The organism is Pseudarthrobacter sp. 902506025 (assembly GCF_040702325.1).
In the GTDB taxonomy this organism is placed as follows: Bacteria; Actinomycetota; Actinomycetes; order Actinomycetales; family Micrococcaceae; genus Arthrobacter.
In genome coordinates this window covers 83,467-100,389 of sequence record NZ_JBFBKW010000009.1, presented here as the reverse complement: position 1 = coordinate 100,389, position 16,923 = coordinate 83,467, and the positions used below count along the sequence as shown (strand labels likewise).

The window sequence follows — 16,923 nt, the reverse complement described above, 5'->3', positions numbered from 1 at the left end:
GCCAGGCCTCAGTTCGGCTAGGCCACCGGGGAAGGTCCGCCAGGCTGGGTGAAATGCTGGGTCTTTTCGATCTGCACCACTTTAGGATCCGTTTCGTCGGCGGCGTAGTCCGTGGGCCGGGTGAGGTCTTCGCCGGTCCGGACCTTGAGGGCCCGCATCACCAGGGTCAGCAAGGCGGCGACCACCAGGTTCAGTGCGAACGCCGACACCGCGATGTAGACGCTGAAGTCGGTGCCGGGGATCGGAGCCACGGACCCGCCGAAGTGCGCCTTGGTCACCGGGTTGACCACGTTGTAGGCGGAGACGGTTCCGAAGATGATGCCCACCGCCCAGCCGACCAGGAGGGCCCAGCGGTCAAACCACCGGGTGTAGAGGCCGGCCACGACGGCGGGGAAGGTCTGCAGGATCCAGATGCCGCCCAGCAGCTGCATGTTGATGGCTGCCGACTGGTCCATGGCGATCACGAAGACCAGGGCGCCCACCTTCACCACCAGGGAGACAATCTTGGACACCTTTGCCTCGGTCTTTGGATCGACGTCCGGGCGGATGAAGTCGCGGTAGATGTTCCGGGTGAACATGTTTGCGGCAGCAATGGACATGATCGCTGCCGGCACGAGGGCCCCGATGGCGATCGCGGCCAGTGCGATTCCGGCAAACCAGGCCGGGAAGTGGTCAAGGAACAGCTGGGGAACCACCAGCTGCGGATTGACTGATCCGTCCAGGTCGATCGGCTTGGTACCCGCCTTGATGGCCACGAAACCCAGCAGTGCCAGGAAGCCGAGCATCAGCGAGTACAGCGGCAGGATGGCGGCGTTGCGGCGGATGGTGTTGCGGGCCTTCGAGGCCAGCACCGCCGTCACTGAGTGCGGGTACATGAACAGCGCCATGGCCGAGCCGAGTGCCAGGGACCAGTAGGCGGAGTAGTTGGCCGCGCCGGGGACAAAGACCCCTGCCGGCTTGCCCGTGGCCTGGTTCACCGCGCCGAGCTTGGTCTGGGCTGCGCCAAAAATGGTGTCCCAGCCACCGAATTTGATGGGCAGGTAGATGACGGCCACAATGACGGCGAGGTAGATCAGCAGGTCCTTGACGACCGCGATCATCGCCGGGGCGCGCAGGCCCGAGGTGTAGGTGTATGCGGCCAGGACCACGAAGGCGAGGATCAGCGGCAGGTCGGTCAGCAGGACGTTGCCGGAGCTCCCCAGACCAAGCACGGTCAGCACCGCCTTGATGCCCACCAGCTGCAGCGCGATGTAGGGCATGGTGGCCACGATCCCGGTGACGGCGACGGCCAGGGACAGCCAGCGGCTGCCGTAGCGGCCGCCCACGAAGTCCGCCGAGGTGACGTAGCCATGGCGGTGGGAGACGGACCACAACCGGCTCATGATGATGAAGATGATCGGATACAGGACGATCGTGTACGGCACGGCGAAGAAACCGCTCACGGCGCCGGTGGCCCACATTGCCGCCGGCACTGCCACAAAGGTGTAAGCGGTGTAGAGGTCCCCGCCCAACAGGAACCAGGTGATCCAGGTGCCGAAGCCACGCCCGCCCAGGCCCCACTCATCCAGGCTGTGCAGCCCCTCCACTTCCGTGCTGCGGCGCCACTTGGCGGCCAGGAAGCCCATCACGGCCACGATGACGAAGAGCAGCACCACAATGATCAGGGCTGTCCAGTTGATCTCGCGGGTGTTCATGGCCGGTCCCCTCCCAAGCCGGTCCCGGCGGAGGCAGCGCCTGCCTGGGGCGGGCCGCCTGCACGGGCCTCGGCCCGCCGTCGTCGGTCTTCCCTGGTGACCAGCCAGTACGCGCTGCCGGTCAGGATCGCGGAGACCGGCACCCACAGCAGCTGGTACCAGTAGAAGAATGGCATCCCGCCGAGCCGTGGCGCATCAAAAGCGTAGAGCTGCGGCATGAGGGGAAAGAGAATGGCGGCGGCCAGCAGGATGCCGGCGCCTATGTAGGGAGCGGGCCTGGCAGGTCCGCGGATGGCGGTGTCCCGCGTCAGGCGGGATTCTTCGGGAAAGGCTTCGCCGTCCGGGCTGTAGCCGTCTGCGTGGGACATCTGCGACCTCCTCGTCAGCCCGTCCCGCGGCCGCCGCCTTGGATGAAAGCAGTCCGGAGGCGGGACGATGTGCCCTCAATCACAGTTGTACCGCGCTTTGACCTGCGCCGGAAGGGTTAGCGCCCCTATCGGTTGCCGGTGGCAACAAAAAAGGGAACCATCACGTGGTGATGGTTCCCTTTTCCGGCGTATCGGTGGAGCTGAGGGGACTCGAACCCCTGACCCCCTGCATGCCATGCAGGTGCGCTACCAGCTGCGCCACAGCCCCGTACTTTTGCCGCTTCCGGTCGAATTCCCCGGAGCAACCTGACCAGAGTAATGCACTTTTCCGCTGGACGCCAATCGGCCGCCATCTGCCGCCGCCCAGGCCCTTAATGCACCCGCTCGTGGACAAATCACCGGGGAACGCGGGGGTTGCAAAGTCCGGGCGCAGGTGCAATGCGGGCATCCGGAATGTGGGCACAAAAAAGTCCGCCGGAACCAAAGTGGTTCCGGCGGACTTACCGGTGGAGCTGAGGGGACTCGAACCCCTGACCCCCTGCATGCCATGCAGGTGCGCTACCAGCTGCGCCACAGCCCCGGATTGTTGCTGCTCTGTGCTGCTTTCCCCGGGGTCTCCCCCGAAGCAACTCAAATATCTTAGAACAGCAATTCCGAAAATTCCAAATCGGGAATATTCACCGCCGGGCGGAGGCTACTCGCTGTCGGAAACCGCAGCGGCTTTGGCGGAGGAGTCGTCGCCGAGCTGCAGGTCCACCACGGGGCAGTCCTTCCAGAGGCGTTCCAGGGCGTAGAAGACGCGGTCTTCCTCGTGCTGGACATGGATCACGACGTCGGCGTAATCCAGCAGGACCCACCGGCCGCCGGACCTGCCCTCGCGGCGGACCGGGCGAAGGTCCTGCTTGGCGAGTTCTTCCTCGATGCCGTCGACGATGGCGTTGACCTGGCGTTCGCTGGGCGCCGAGGCGATGAGGAAGACATCGGCGAGGGACAGGCGTTCGCTCACATCCATGGCGACGATGTCCTGGGCGATCTTGTCCGCGGCAGCTTTGGCAGCCGTGCGGGCTATGGCGATGGACGATTCTGTTGCAGTCACGGGACTCCTTGTTTGGGTTAAGTGTTGATGCCGGCCGGCGGGTCAGCGGGACATGCCGCTGACGATCAGGATGATGCCGGCGACGAGGGCCAGGATCCCGAACGCGAGGATGCAGAACTGGAGGATCCGGTTCCGGCGGGCCCTGCCCAGGCCCGCCGTGGCGGCGTCCAGGGGATCGAGTCCGTAGGCGGACCGGGCAGGAACCCGGGGAAGGTCCTCGAAGAGGTCCTCCGACTGTTCTGCCGGGCGCGATACGGGTTGAGGGCGGTTGGCGGCTTTGGCGGCTGCCTCGGCACGCGCGATGACCTGGGAGCGGCCGGTCGCGGAGTCCGGGGCGGGTGCCTTGGGCCGGGCAGCAGGCCGCCGTTTTCCAGCGCCGGGGACTTTGGTTCCGGGGACCTTGGTTCCGGGCCGGGTGGTGACCGGGACATGGGAGGTGGCCGGCGGCTTCATGACCGGCCGCTCGACGCCGGGCACCTGCACGAACTCCAGCGGCGTCACCATGGCCAGGTTGCTGGCGGTGGACGGGCCGGGCTTGTCCTTCGGCGCGGAGTCCCTGCCCGGAGCGGCAGGGCTGCCGGTGGCGGCGGGGCTGCCGGCCTGTTCGGCAAGCTTCTGCCGTGCCATGGCCCGGCGGTTCATGACCGCGGCCCGTTCGGCAAGGGCAATCTGTTCCGCCAGGATGTCCGGATCCACGACTTCCGGATCCAGGGAGGCAATGTGCTCCATCTTGGCGATCTGGTTCCTGGCCTGCGCGGCGATGAGGGCGCGCGCTTCCAGGGCCTGTTCCACCGTCATGCCGTCCGGAGCGGTTCCGGGCGCAGTCTTTACATCCTCCGCCTTCTCCCCCGCCGCACCGTCTTCACGTGCGGGCGCGGCCTTGGGTGCCGGAGCAGCGGCGGCCGGAACGATGGGATTGGCGGCAGTCAGCGCCTGCTCTTTGAGTTGCTGCAACCGCAGCTGGCGCCGGGTAGGCGGGCCGCCCGCAGCAAGCTGCCCTTCCTTTTCCTCAAGCTCCTTGATGGTGCGCAGCGCGGCGCGGTCGCGGGCCCGGATCTGGGAGGAGCGCTGCGTAGCCGTCGGGTCCGGAGCTGGCTGCGGGCGCGCTGCAGGGGCGGCTCCCGCGGCAGGACCGGGACGGGCCGCCGGGTCCTTGCCGTCCCGCGAGGGCGCGCTGTCAGCCGGCCGGTTTGCGGCAGGCGGGCGCTGCTCCGTGGCAGGCAGGGCAGCCTGTTGGGCGTCCCTGGCCTTCCGGAGTTCCCGGCGGCTGCGGATTGGGGGCTGTTCCTGACTCATTGAGAACTCATTCAGTACTGGCTGGTTCGCGTGCTTCGGAAGTTGGGTCATCCGCGCCTGCGGGTGCGTCGGAATACAGGCCGTACTTGGCGATGTACTGGACTACCCCGTCCGGGACCAGGTACCAGACCGGGTTGTTCGCAGCCACGCGGGCACGGCAGTCCGTCGACGAGATGGCCATGGCGGGCACTTCGAGCAGGCTGACATCATCACGGCCCATGCCGTCAAGGACATGGCCGGGCCGGGTGACGCCCACGAAGTGCGCGAGTGACCACAGTTCGTCGATGTCCTTCCAGGACAGGATCTGCGCCAGGGCGTCCGCGCCGGTGATGAAGAACAGGTCTGCGTCGGGGCGCTGGGCCCTCAGGTCGCGGAGGGTGTCGATGGTGTAGGTGGGACCCGGGCGGTCAACATCGACACGGCTGACGGTGAAGCGCGGATTGGACGCCGTCGCGATGACGGTCATCAGGTAGCGGTGCTCGGGCTCGCTGACCTGTTTATGGGACTTTTGCCATGGCTGCCCGGTGGGGACGAAGACCACCTCATCGAGGTCGAACTCCGCCGCGACTTCGCTGGCAGCCACAAGGTGGCCGTGGTGGATGGGATCGAAGGTTCCGCCCATCACGCCCAGCCGCAGCCTCCCCCGGGCCCCATTGCGTTGCAGGTTGTGGGAAATCTTAGTGGCCCTGCCCGCGATCGTGCTTGTTGGGGTGCTGGCGGTGCGGATCCGCGTGCTCGTCCGTGGCGGCGTGCCGGTTGCCGAGGTTGTTGTAGGACCAGGCGATGAGCATCAGCACGACCAGGATGGCGAACATGGATACGCCAAAGACCCACGGCTCGGCCCACAGCGGCGCAAGCTCCTCATGGCCTGATTCACCTGCGGCGGCGACGGACGTGGCAATCTGCTGGAGCAGCATTTTCTCCCTTTGTTCAAGGATTTAGAGGCAGCGGAACTTTCCACTGCCTTCCGGGTTCTGGTCTATGTTACCGCGTTGCTACCCGCGGACCTGGCCTTCGCCCTGGACGATCCACTTCGTGGTGGTGAGCTCGGTCAGGCCCATGGGGCCGCGGGCGTGGAGCTTCTGCGTGGAGATGCCCACCTCGGCACCCAGGCCCAGCTCCCCGCCGTCGGTAAACCGTGTGGAGGCGTTGACGATCACGGCAGCGGAGTCAACCTCGGCGATGAACCGCTCGGCGTTGGCGAGGCTGTTGGTGAGGATCGCTTCCGTGTGTCCGGTGGACCAGGTCCGGATGTGCTGGACGGCTTCGTCCAGGCTGTCCACCATGGCCACAGCCAGGTCCAGGTCCATGTATTCGGTTCCCCAGTCCACGTCCGTCGCCGGCTCGGTTTCGATGGCGGGAGGCAGCGCGGCGCTGATGCGCCCGTCCACATGGAGGCGGACACCGGCGCTGCGCAGGGCGGCAGCGACGGCGGGCAAGACGGTTGAGCCCGAATGGACCAGCAGCGTCTCCACGGTATTGCAGACACTGGGCCGCTGCGTCTTGGCGTTGAGCAGAATCTCCACGGCCATGTTCTCGTCGGCGGACTCATCGATGAAGATGTGGACGTTCCCCTCCCCCGTTTCGATGACCGGCACGGCGGAGTTGGTGACCACGGTCTGGATCAGGTCCCGGCCGCCGCGGGGAATCAGGACATCCACCCTGCCCCGGGCCTTCATCAGGACGGCGGCGCCCGCACGGCCGTACTGGTCCACCGTCTGGACTGCGTCAGCGGGCAGGCCCACGGATTCCAGGGCCTCGCGCAGGATCCGGACCAGCACCTGGTTGGTGGCTTCTGCTGCGCTGCCGCCGCGGAGGATGACGGCGTTGCCGCTCTTCAGGGCCAGCCCGGCGATGTCAACGGTGACGTTGGGCCGTGCCTCGTAGATGGCTGCCACCACACCCATGGGCACGTTGACCTGGCGGAGGCGCAGCCCGTTGGGGAGCGTCTGCCCGCGCACCACGTTGCCCACGGGGTCCGGGAGGTTGGCCAGGTTCTCGAGGGCGGCAACGAGCCCGGCTACGCGTGTTTCGGTAAGAGTAAGCCGGTCCAGGAGGGCGGCGGAGGTGCCGTTGGCCTTGCCCCGCTGCACGTCCATCGCGTTGGCGGCGAGAATGGCCGGGACGTTCTCCTGCAGGGCGGCGCCCACGGCGCGGAGGGCCCGGTCTTTCCAGGCCCGGTTGGCGGTGGCCATCCTGCGGGCGGCGTGGCGGGACCGGTCAGTGATGGCGTGGACAGCCGCCTCCACCTCCGCGGCGGACACGTCCGCACCCGAAACGGGCACCTCAGCCAATGCCGGTTCTGCTACGGGACCCGGCTGCGCCTGCGCAGCGGTGGTTCCGGAATTTTCAGCAGTATGGATCAGGGCTTCAGTCATGATCCAAGTTTAGGCGAGGCAGCAGCTCAGACCAGCACCAGGTCGTCAACATGAACAACTTCACGGTCATAGCCGCTGCCCAGTGCCTCGCCCAGCTCGTGCGTGGACCGCCCCAGCATCCGCGGCAGTTCCTCCGACGAGTAATTCACCAGCCCGCGCGCAACGACGGTGCCGTCGGCTCCGGCCAGTTCGACGGCGTCGCCCGCTTCAAAGTCGCCGTGGACCGCGGAGATGCCAGCCGGCAGGAGGGACGTGCGGTGGTGCCGCACGGCGCGCACGGCACCGTCGTCCAGCACCAGCCGGCCCTGCACCGAGGCAACATGTGCCAGCCAAAGGAGGCGTACCGGTTTGCGGGATCCGTTGACGGAGAACCACGTGCCCACGTCCTCGCCGTTCAGGGCTGCGGCAGCATTGGGCGTGGAGGTCACCAAGGCGTGGATCCCGGATCCTGCCGCCATGCTGGCAGCTTCCACTTTGGTCATCATGCCCCCGGTGCCCACGCCGGCCTTGCCCGCTTTGCCGATGGACACGCCCTCGAGGTCGTGCGCGCCGGTGACCAGCGGGATGCGCTTGGCACCCTGGGCGGGCGGACCGTCGTAGAGGGAGTCGACGTCGGACAGCAGCACGAGCGCATCGGCGCGCACCAGGTGCGCCACCAGGGCCGCGAGCCGGTCGTTGTCGCCAAAGCGGATCTCGTGGGTGGCCACGGTGTCGTTTTCGTTGACCACGGGGACCACCCCGAGGTTCAGCAGCCGGTCCATGGCGCGGAGGGCATTGGTGTGCTGGCTGCGCCGCATCAGGTCTTCTGCCGTCAGCAGGACCTGGCTCACGGTGACGCCGTGTGCACCGAAGGCCTGGGTGTACCGGGCCATCAGGAGCCCCTGGCCCACGCTGGCCGCGGCCTGCTGGGTAGCCAGGTCACGGGGACGCTTGGCCAGCCCGAGCGGAGCCAGTCCCGCAGCGATCGCACCGGAGGACACCAGGATGATTTCGGCGCCTGCGTTGCGCTTGGCAGCCAGCGCGTCAGCCAGGGCAGTCAGCGATTCCTCCGAGATGCCGCCCTTGATGCTGGTCAGGGAAGAGGAGCCCACCTTGACCACGATCCGGCGGGCACCGGCCAGTGCGCTTCTGTCCGCAGCACGTCCGGCCGGTACTGCGGTCATGCCCCTAGAGGTCATCGTCCGCTTCCAGTCCGCTTTCCTTGACGGGTTGGGCGGCACGGCGGCCACTGACGGACTCGGTCCAGATGCCGGCCTTGCGCTCCGCCTCAAGTTCGGCGCGTGCGGCAGCCTTGGCATCGCGGCGCTCCTGCTGCTCTTCGCGCTTCTGGCTGCGGGTGGGGCGGTCGCCGATATCGGCGAACCGGACGTCGGTGCCGCGCGGCGAGGCCAGCAGCTCAGCCCCCGCCATCATGGTGGGCTCCCAGTCGAAGACGACGCCGTCATCGTCACCGATGACCACCGTATCGCCGGGCTTGGCGCCCTGCTTGAACAGTTCGGTTTCCACACCGAGCCGGGCAAGCCGGTCCGCCAGGTAGCCGATGGCCTCTTCGTTGGTGAAGTCTGTCTGCTTGACCCAGCGCTCGGGCTTTTCGCCCAGGACGCGGAACAGCGGCTCCAGGTTCTTTTCCTCGCGGCGGATCTTGAACCCGGCTTCGTTGACGGCGCGCGGGCGCAGCACCACGGGCTGTACCTTGGGCGGGGCCGCCGCCACCGCGTCGCGGGCGGCCTTGACGATCTCCGCCATGGCGAAACCGAGCTGGCGCAGGCCCTCATGGCTGGTGGCGGACACCTCGAAGACGCGGTAGCCCCGCGACTCGAGTTCCGGGCGCACGAACTCGGCCATGTCCTTGCCGTCGGGCAGGTCCACCTTGTTCAGCGCGACCAGCCGCGGGCGGTGGTTCAGGGGAACCACTTCGCCGTCCTGGCCCGCGTAGCTCATGTCGACGGCGTACTTCTCAAGCTCACCTTCGATGATGGCGAGGTCCGTGAGCGGGTCACGGTCGGACTCCAGGGTGCCGCAATCGAGTACGTGGACCAGGGCCGCGCAGCGCTCAACGTGGCGCAGGAAGTTGTGGCCCAGGCCCCGACCCTCGCTGGCGCCTTCGATGAGGCCGGGAACATCGGCGATGGTGAACCGCACTTCGCCGGCCTGCACCACGCCCAGGTTGGGAACCAGGGTGGTGAACGGGTAGTCGGCGATCTTGGGCCGCGCAGCGGACATGGCCGCGATCAGGCTGGACTTGCCGGCGGACGGGAAGCCCACCAGGGCGATATCGGCAATGGACTTCAGTTCCAGGACGATGTCCCGGGAATCCCCCTCGATGCCAAGCAGCGCGAAGCCCGGGGCACGGCGCTTCTGGGAGGAGAGGGCCGCGTTGCCCAGGCCGCCGATGCCGCCGGCGGCAGCCACAAACTCGGTACCTTCGCCGACGAGGTCCGCCAGGACTTCACCGTCCTTGGTCTTGACCACGGTGCCGTCCGGCACCGGCAGCACGAGGGTCTCGCCGTTCTTTCCGCCGCGCCAGTCGCCCATGCCGGGTCCGCCGTTGCTGGCGTGCCGGTGGGGTGCGTGGTGGTAGTCGAGGAGGGTGGTGGTCTGGTGGTCCACCCGGAGGATGACGTCGCCGCCGTTGCCGCCGTTGCCGCCGTCGGGTCCGCCCAGCGGCTTGAACTTCTCGCGGTGGACGGAGACGCATCCGTGGCCGCCGGTTCCGCCGGATACGTGCAGGACTACCCGGTCTACAAAGCTGGCCACGTGGATCTCCTCAAATGCTGTTTAGATGGGCGCCCGCGGACGCCACATCGATTGTAATGCGGTTAAAAGAACAGTGGAGCGGACCCTCAGGCCCGCTCCACCGCTTCAGAACTGGTTGTTACTCTGCAGCTGCAGCAGCAACGATGTTGACGACGCGACGACCGCGGCGGGTGCCGAACTCAACGGCGCCCGGGGTCAGTGCGAACAGCGTGTCGTCGCCGCCACGGCCAACGCCGGCGCCCGGGTGGAAGTGGGTGCCACGCTGGCGGACGATGATCTCGCCTGCGGAAACTACCTGGCCGCCGAAGCGCTTGACGCCGAGGTACTGAGCGTTGGAATCGCGACCGTTGCGAGTGGAGCTCGCGCCCTTTTTATGTGCCATCTGAAATGCCTGCCTCTAAATTCTGGGGAATCTGTTGAAATACCTGAACAGTAACCGGTGGTTACTTGATGCCGGTGATCTTGACCTTGGTCAGTTCCTGGCGGTGACCCTGGCGCTTCTTGTAGCCGGTCTTGTTCTTGAACTTCTGGATGACAATCTTAGGACCACGCAGGTCCTGGAGGATTTCAGCCGTAACAGTTACCTTGGCCAGGTCAGCGGCGGCGGAGGTGACCTTGTCACCATCAACCAGGAGCAGTGCGGGCAGCTCGATGGTGCTGCCGGCTCCACCGGCGACGCGGTTCAGGGTAACGAAGTCTCCAACGGAAACCTTCTCTTGGCGGCCGCCTGCGCGGACAATCGCGTACACCACTTGGGAACTCACTTCTCTCGACGTTTATTACAAAATTTGCGTGCGGAACCGACTCGGAAAAGCCAGGGTTCTCGCTGTGCCTCAACGCCGTGGGGTCATAACCCAAGTGTTGGCGTAAGCACCGAAGATCCAGAATACGCTAAATCCATCTACGGCCGCAAATGAGGCTGGTTCCGGCGGCCCGGCTGTGGTAGTAACCACACCCCGACAAGCTGCACCGCAACCATGCCCCTCCATAATAGCGGCGGTGCTGCCCGCAGGGGTCAGGCATGCAGCCTCGGCGCGTCGAAGAATTCCACTTCCAGGCGGCAGGACTGCCTGAAGGCGGTCACCATCGCCGCCTGTTCATGGTCGGAGGCCTTCCGCCCTGCCGCGTCCACGATGGCGATGGCCCGCCGGGTGGCTTCGGCGAAGCCCTCGTCGGCGTAGGTCCGGAGCCAGGCTGCGTAGGCGTGGCCGTCAGGCGCTCCCGAGGCGAGGAACTGGGCGTGCAGCTTTTCCCCTACCTCGGCGTAGAGCCAGAAACAGGGCAGAACAGCGGCGGCCAGGACGGCGTAACTTCCCGACGCCGACGCTGCAGTGAGGTGGTCCACGTAGGCCTTGGTGACGGGGCCAAGTCCGCCCTGGGCAGGGCGGGTGCTGAGCCATGAGCGGTGCAGCTCCGACTCCACCTCCAGGCATTGCTGCGAGGATCCGGCCCAGAACAGCTGCTCCGCTTCGGAGGGGGCCAGGGCACTGGCCCGGGCGAGGACGCGGGAGTAGCCGTTCAGGTACAGGGCATCCTGCGCCAGGTAGTAGGCAAAGTCCTTCTCAGCAAGGTCTCCGGAGGCCAGGCCGCGGATGAAGTCCAGGGCGTAGATGTCCGCCACGTCCTGCTGGGCTTCCGTCCACAGCCGGGCAGCGAAAGCGCCTTCCGCGGGGGCCGGCCGCACATGGTGGAAATGGTGCACGGGGCCGTTGCCCTGGCCCACCTCAAGCTGCTCCGAGTTCTCAAGGGCGCCGGCCAGCCATGGCTTGACCGTCAGGAGCGATGCCTCCCAGTCCCCAAGGCGTGCCTGGACGGTGGCCATCGCGGAGGACAGGGAGCAGCCGGTGCCATGGCTGTTGCGGGTGGAAATTCGTTTGCCGTGCACTTCCACCACTTCCTGGGACAGGAGGCCGGCCGTGTTGACCAGCGCGTCCGGGCAGTCTGCACCCGCGAGGTGGCCACCCTTGACCAGCACGGTGGCTCCGGTGGCTTCGGCAAGGCGCCTTCCCTGGTCCAGCGCCGCCGGCCAGGTCCCGGCAGGGTCCCCGCCCACCAGCATGGCAAGCTCCGGGAGGTTGGGAGTGATGAGGTGCGCCAGGGGCAGCAGTTCGCGGAGGGCAGCCTCCGCGGATTCCTTCAGCAGCCGGTCACCACTGGTGGCCACCATCACGGGGTCGAGGACCACGACGGCGGGGCGCACCTTCTCCAGCCAATGCCGGACAGTGCGGATGACGCTCTCGTCGCCCAGCATGCCGATCTTGACCGCGTCGATGGAGATATCGTCGCTGACCGCGTCCAGTTGTTCGGCGAGGAAAGCGGCCGGAGGAACGTGGACAGCCTGCACGCCACGGGTGTTCTGTGCCGTCAGGGCGGTGATGGCAGCCATACCGTATCCGCCGTGGGCGGCAATGCTTTTGAGGTCGGCCTGGATGCCGGCGCCACCGGACGGGTCGGAGCCCGCGATCGAGAGGACCCGCGGGACGTCCCGGCCCGGGGGCAGCGCGGTGGGAACGCCGGAGGCAGCAGGAAGGGGCATGGAAAGGGTCGAAGACAAGAGACATCCCTTCGCCGGTACTAGCCGGACAGGTTCAACGGGTCTGGATCTCAGCCGGCCTTCTGCGCGGCACCCCGTGTCGGTTTCCACCCTAGCCCGTAGGCCGCACCAGGAGGAAAGGATGACAGCCCTCGGGTCAAGGAAACAACAACCTCGCAGCAGCAGGAATCCCCGCCACACGGCCGATTCCCACGGTGCTTCCCGGGTGAATCGTCCGCAGGACGGGGATTCCTTACTGCGTGGCCGTTTGGCCGGTAACTCCTGCGCCTAGAGCTCCGAGGCAGGCACACCCACGCCGAGGATGATGGGTTCCTCGGGCGCCTTGCCCGGTTCCGCCGGTGCCTGCTGGGGCTTCACGGGTTCGGGAGCCTTGGCCGCGTGCGAATGGCCTGCGCCTGCCGCCTGGACGTTTTCGTGATGCTGGACGGCGGTCTCGTTGGCGGCACCCTGGGCACGGCTGGCGGCACGGTGGCGCCGCGGCCTGCGCTGTCGCGACTGCTCCAGCGTGTGGTCGGAGTAGTCCTTTCCGGCTGCAGCTTCCGTTGCGGCGGCGCGGGCTTCCGCTCCCCCGCCGTCGTGCTGCCGTTCCGGCACCGCAGCCTCCGGCACCTTCACGGCTTCGGCGGTCTTGGCAGGCGCGTTCTCCACAGGGGAAGCCGGCTGGCCAAGGTGGGCGAACGCTTCCGCGAGCCGGTCCAGAGTGAGGGCAGGCAGGGGATGCTGTTCCTCAGCGTGCTCCACGAACGGAAGCGGGACTTCCTCGCCGCCGAACGTCAGGACAGCCGCAGGACGTGCCGGGGCATCGGCGTCGTGCTTCTCCTCGACGGGCGCCGGCGCAGGCTCCACGGAAGGCACCTGCCGGGCTGCCGCCACCTCATCGTCATGCAGGTGGGCAGCGTGGGCCGCAGCGGCAATGTTCGCCAGGGCAAGCCTGGTGGCCTCCGCCTTGGCGTGCCGCTCGGCGTCCGACGGGTCGGGCTGGACCGTGTGCACGTGGACGGCAGGTGCCGGGGCCGCTTCGGGCTGCTGCCCGCCGCGTCCGCGCCGCCGCTTGCGTTCAGTACGCACGCCGGGTTGGGCATTGTCGTTCCGCTGCCCTTCCGGACGGGCTTCCGCGCGGGCTTCGGGCCGGTTGTCGGTGCGCTGGACGTGGTGCTCGGCGGCAACGATGTTGGCGCGGCGGTGCTCCACGGGATCGTCGTGGGTCACAACGCCACGGCCGGCGCAGGCCTCGCACTGCTCGCCGAAGACTTCCAGCAGTCCGGTGCCCATGCGCTTGCGGGTCATCTGGACCAGGCCAAGCGAGGTGACCTCGGCCACCTGGTGCTTGGTCCGGTCACGGCCCAGGCACTCCACCAGGCGGCGCAGGACCAGGTCGCGGTTGGATTCGAGCACCATGTCGATGAAGTCGATCACGATGATGCCGCCGATATCGCGCAGCCTCAGCTGGCGCACCACTTCCTCGGCTGCCTCAAGGTTGTTCTTGGTGACGGTCTCCTCAAGGTTGCCGCCGCTGCCGGTGAACTTGCCCGTGTTGACGTCCACCACGGTCATCGCCTCGGTACGGTCGATCACCAGGGAGCCGCCGGAGGGCAGGAAGACCTTCCGTTCAAGCGCCTTGTGGATCTGCTCGTCGATGCGCCAGGCGGCGAAGATGTCCTGGTCCTTGGTCCACTTCTCAAGGCGGCCCACAAGGTCCGGCGCCACATAGGTGACGTAGGCCTCGATGGTGTCCCAGGCTTCCTCACCGGAAACGATGAGCTTGGAGAAGTCCTCGTTGAAGACGTCGCGGACCACCTTGATGGTCAGATCGGGTTCGCCGTAGAGCAGCTCGGGAGCCAGGATCTTGGTGGACGCGGACTGGCTTTCGATGCCCTCCCACTGGGCGCGAAGCCGGTTGATGTCGTGCGTCAGCTCTTCCTCGGAAGCGCCCTCGGCCGCGGTACGGACAATCACACCGGCGTGCTCCGGCAGGCGGTCCTTGAGGATGCGCTTGAGCCGGTTGCGTTCGACGTCGGGCAGCTTGCGGGAGATGCCGGTCATGGAACCGCCGGGTACGTACACCAGGTAGCGGCCGGGCAGGGAGATCTGGCTGGTGAGGCGGGCACCCTTGTGGCCCACCGGGTCCTTGGTCACCTGGACCAGGACGGTGTCACCGGACTTCAGCGCGTTTTCGATGCGCCGCTGCTTGCCCTCCAGGTTGACGGCCTCCCAGTTGACCTCGCCCGCGTACAGGACGGCGTTGCGGCCGCGCCCGATGTCCACGAATGCGGCTTCCATGGACGGCAGCACGTTCTGGACCTTGCCCAGGTACACGTTGCCGATCAGCGAGTCCTGCTGCGTCTTGGACACGAAGTGTTCGGCCAGGACACCGTCTTCGAGGACGGCGATCTGGATTCTGTCGTCGCGCTGGCGGACGATCATCTGCCGGTCCACGGACTCCCGGCGCGCCAGGAACTCGGCCTCGGTAATGACCGTGCGGCGGCGGCCGGTGTCACGGGATTCGCGGCGGCGCTGCTTCTTGGCCTCCAGGCGGGTGGAGCCCTTAACGCTGGTCACGCGGTTGCTCACGGGTGCTTCACTGACGGCGCGCGGCGCACGGACCCTGGTCACCGTGTTGGGCGGGTCGTCATCCCCGCCGCCCGTGAGTTCAAGGTCCTGGTCCCCGCGGCGGCGGCGGCGCCGGCGGCGGGAGGTTACACCGTCCTCCAGCTGGCCGGCGGTATCCTCGTCAGCCTCGTCCTCGGCGTCAGCCTCAGCGCTGCCGTCCTCGTTGTCCTCTTCCGTCCTGTCGCCGATGCGGCTGCGGCCCCTGCGGCCACGGCTGCGGCGCCGGCGGCGGCTGGAGGAATCGTCGGTGTCTTCGGTCTCTTCCTCTTCAGGCTCCTCCGCGACGGGCGCGGCGGGCCGGACCACGGTGCTGAGGTCCGGTGCCTGGAAGAGCACCGACGTCGGCGACGCCGGTTCCAGGAAGAGGGAGCCAAACGGGCTGGCGGCGGCGCCGCCGTCCTTCGTTCCGGCGGCGTCAGGCGCCTGCTCCTGCCGGGCGGCCTCCGGTGCGGCGGCAGCTGCGGGCGCGGCGGCGGGTTCCTGGGCGGCGGGCTCCTGCGCCTGCTCCACGTTCTGCGCGGCGGCCTGGTCCGCGGCTTCGGGCACCACGGCTTCGGGCCCGGCCGGTTCCGGCGCCACTTCGGCGGCGGCTGCGGAGGCCGCTTCCGGGGCGGAAACCGGCGACGCAGCCTTGCGGGTAGCTACCCGACGGCGGCGGACCGGCTTGGTTTCGGCGTCTGCCGTTGTGTCCGGGGCAGGAACGGCAGCGGCGCTTTCATCAGCTGCACCCGACGCGGTGGCGGGGGTGCCACTGGGGGCAGCGGCGGCCGGTTCCGCTTCGGCGGCGAAAGCGGGCAACGGTTCTGCTGCGTCCGCCTTCTTCCGGGACCGGGTGCGCCGGGCGGGAGCCTTGGCCGCTGTGGTGGCCTCTTCAGTGCCGGCTTCTTCAGCGGCGGGTGCTTCGGCAACTTCCGGTGCCGTGCTCACGGCATCCGTGGGGGCGTCCCCGGCCCTGGAAGCCGCCTTGCGGCGGGTCCGCGGAGCCCTCTTGGGGGCAGCAGCGCCGGCAGCCACTGCTTCGTCGTTAACGGCCAGCTCTTGATCATTGTCCATATGTGGCAACACTCCTGCCCCTGACGTACCGCCACATCCGGCACCCATTGGGGCACATATTGTCAACACCCGCAGGCATTGACAGAAGTCAAGTGGATACTCCCAGGTTCGCACCGTCATTGGGGTGCGGCAGCCCGTGGGAGCCGGTGGATGTTCTGAAAACCCGTTGTTCTGCGTGCCACAACCAGGTGCCGCCCAATGGAGTCGCGGGTGTGCCGGAAGAATCCAAAGCCTGCCCTGCTCATCATTGGCGGTCTTGGGAACAAACCACCGGACCGGAGTCCGAATGTGGATCGGCTTCCAGCCACGTTCATTCTCTCATACCCGCGCTGGATCGCCGCGGAAGCGGGCGTTGCTGTTCCCGTTGCTGTGTGGTGGGTCCAGCCACCGGCGTTACAATCAGGCACAGGAGCACCGGACGAAAAGGACGCAACACCCATGCCCAGCATCTCCCCCGTCAGCGCCCATGAAGAGGAACGCGCCGCCGATCCGCAGACCAGCGCCGCCGGCAGCATCCCGCGCATGGCCCGGAACCGGCCCTTCGGCTGGCTGCTGGTCATCACCGGAATCGTCGGCTGGCTTGCCTCCGGGACCCTGGTCCTGGAAAAACTCGAAGTGCTCAAGGACCCCAACCACACCACCGTGTGCGACGTGAATCCCTGGATCTCCTGCGGCCAGGTCATGCAGACCTGGCAAAGTTCGCTGTTCGGCTTCCCCAACATGTTCATCGGGATCGTGGCCTTCGCCATCACCATCACGGTGGGCATGGCCCTGCTGTCCGGGGCGACCTTCGCCCGCTGGTACTGGCTGGGACTGCAGGTGGGCGTCACGCTCGGCTTCGCGTTCGTCGTTTGGCTGTGGTCCCAGGCTCTGTACGCCATCCACATCCTGTGCCCGTTCTGCATGATCGTCTGGGCGGCCATGATCCCGCTTTTCGTGTGGACAACCATCCGGAACATCACGGCCGGTGTCATTCCCATGCCTGCAGGTGCAGCCCGGGTCCTGGGTGATTCCGGCTGGATCATCACCGCGCTGCTGTACGTGGCCGTCATCGCCACCATCTTCTTCGCGTTCATCCAGGTCTTCGCAGGAACGTCGGGGTTCTAGACCCCTAATC

14 protein-coding genes, 2 tRNA genes and 1 riboswitch are annotated in these 16,923 nt (G+C 67.3%); of the genes, 1 reads left to right on the top strand and 15 read right to left on the bottom strand.

From position 1 onward, the window contains the following. Positions 1–17: 17 nt before the first annotated feature. From mctP to AB0280_RS15975, 15 genes are all read right to left on the bottom strand, one after another. Positions 18–1,694, bottom strand: coding sequence for a monocarboxylate uptake permease MctP (gene mctP / locus AB0280_RS16045; RefSeq protein WP_224026295.1), 1,677 nt, complete (start codon positions 1,692–1,694; stop codon positions 18–20). Then, positions 1,691–2,062, bottom strand: coding sequence for a DUF3311 domain-containing protein (locus AB0280_RS16040; RefSeq protein WP_275180242.1), 372 nt, complete (start codon positions 2,060–2,062; stop codon positions 1,691–1,693). Before AB0280_RS16040 ends, mctP begins: the two co-directional genes overlap by 4 nt. A gap of 195 nt (positions 2,063–2,257) precedes the next feature. After that, positions 2,258–2,330 (bottom strand) — tRNA-Ala (locus tag AB0280_RS16035). Positions 2,331–2,569: 239 nt separating this feature from the next. Then, positions 2,570–2,642 (bottom strand) — tRNA-Ala (locus AB0280_RS16030). 114 nt (positions 2,643–2,756) lie between these two features. After that, positions 2,757–3,158, bottom strand: coding sequence for a ribosome silencing factor (gene rsfS / locus AB0280_RS16025; protein WP_275180243.1), 402 nt, complete (start codon positions 3,156–3,158; stop codon positions 2,757–2,759). 42 nt (positions 3,159–3,200) lie between these two features. Further along, positions 3,201–4,454 (bottom strand): hypothetical protein, encoded by a 1,254-nt coding sequence (locus AB0280_RS16020; protein ID WP_224026298.1) that lies wholly within the window; start codon positions 4,452–4,454, stop codon positions 3,201–3,203. A 7-nt stretch (positions 4,455–4,461) separates the two neighbouring features. Then, positions 4,462–5,130: a nicotinate-nucleotide adenylyltransferase gene (gene nadD / locus AB0280_RS16015; protein WP_370871783.1), complete on the bottom strand. Its 669-nt coding sequence runs from the start codon at positions 5,128–5,130 to the stop codon at positions 4,462–4,464. A gap of 1 nt (position 5,131) precedes the next feature. Further along, entirely contained in the window at positions 5,132–5,371 is a 240-nt protein-coding gene (locus AB0280_RS16010) for a hypothetical protein (RefSeq protein WP_159631808.1), read from the bottom strand. A gap of 78 nt (positions 5,372–5,449) precedes the next feature. Further along, positions 5,450–6,832, bottom strand: a complete 1,383-nt coding sequence (locus AB0280_RS16005; protein ID WP_366367773.1) for a glutamate-5-semialdehyde dehydrogenase — start codon at positions 6,830–6,832, stop codon at positions 5,450–5,452. 26 nt (positions 6,833–6,858) lie between these two features. Then, positions 6,859–7,995, bottom strand: coding sequence for a glutamate 5-kinase (proB, locus tag AB0280_RS16000; protein WP_275180246.1), 1,137 nt, complete (start codon positions 7,993–7,995; stop codon positions 6,859–6,861). Between the two features lie 4 nt (positions 7,996–7,999). Beyond that, positions 8,000–9,589 (bottom strand): GTPase ObgE, encoded by a 1,590-nt coding sequence (gene obgE, locus AB0280_RS15995; RefSeq protein ID WP_159631805.1) that lies wholly within the window; start codon positions 9,587–9,589, stop codon positions 8,000–8,002. Between the two features lie 118 nt (positions 9,590–9,707). Next, positions 9,708–9,971 (bottom strand): 50S ribosomal protein L27, encoded by a 264-nt coding sequence (gene rpmA, locus AB0280_RS15990; protein ID WP_009372867.1) that lies wholly within the window; start codon positions 9,969–9,971, stop codon positions 9,708–9,710. Positions 9,972–10,032: 61 nt separating this feature from the next. Continuing rightward, complete coding sequence (gene rplU, locus AB0280_RS15985; protein WP_003803420.1) at positions 10,033–10,341, bottom strand: 50S ribosomal protein L21; 309 nt, start codon at positions 10,339–10,341, stop codon at positions 10,033–10,035. A gap of 263 nt (positions 10,342–10,604) precedes the next feature. After that, positions 10,605–12,125, bottom strand: coding sequence for a bifunctional hydroxymethylpyrimidine kinase/phosphomethylpyrimidine kinase (thiD, locus tag AB0280_RS15980; RefSeq protein WP_275180284.1), 1,521 nt, complete (start codon positions 12,123–12,125; stop codon positions 10,605–10,607). A gap of 7 nt (positions 12,126–12,132) precedes the next feature. Next, positions 12,133–12,230: riboswitch (TPP riboswitch) on the bottom strand. A 180-nt stretch (positions 12,231–12,410) separates the two neighbouring features. Then, positions 12,411–15,806 (bottom strand): Rne/Rng family ribonuclease, encoded by a 3,396-nt coding sequence (locus tag AB0280_RS15975; RefSeq protein WP_366367772.1) that lies wholly within the window; start codon positions 15,804–15,806, stop codon positions 12,411–12,413. A gap of 438 nt (positions 15,807–16,244) precedes the next feature. On the opposite strand from AB0280_RS15975, the gene AB0280_RS15970 reads away from it, so the two are divergent. Beyond that, positions 16,245–16,913 carry a vitamin K epoxide reductase family protein gene (locus AB0280_RS15970; RefSeq protein ID WP_159631803.1) on the top strand — a complete coding sequence of 223 codons (669 nt, stop codon included), beginning with the start codon at positions 16,245–16,247 and terminating at the stop codon, positions 16,911–16,913. Positions 16,914–16,923: the final 10 nt, after the last annotated feature.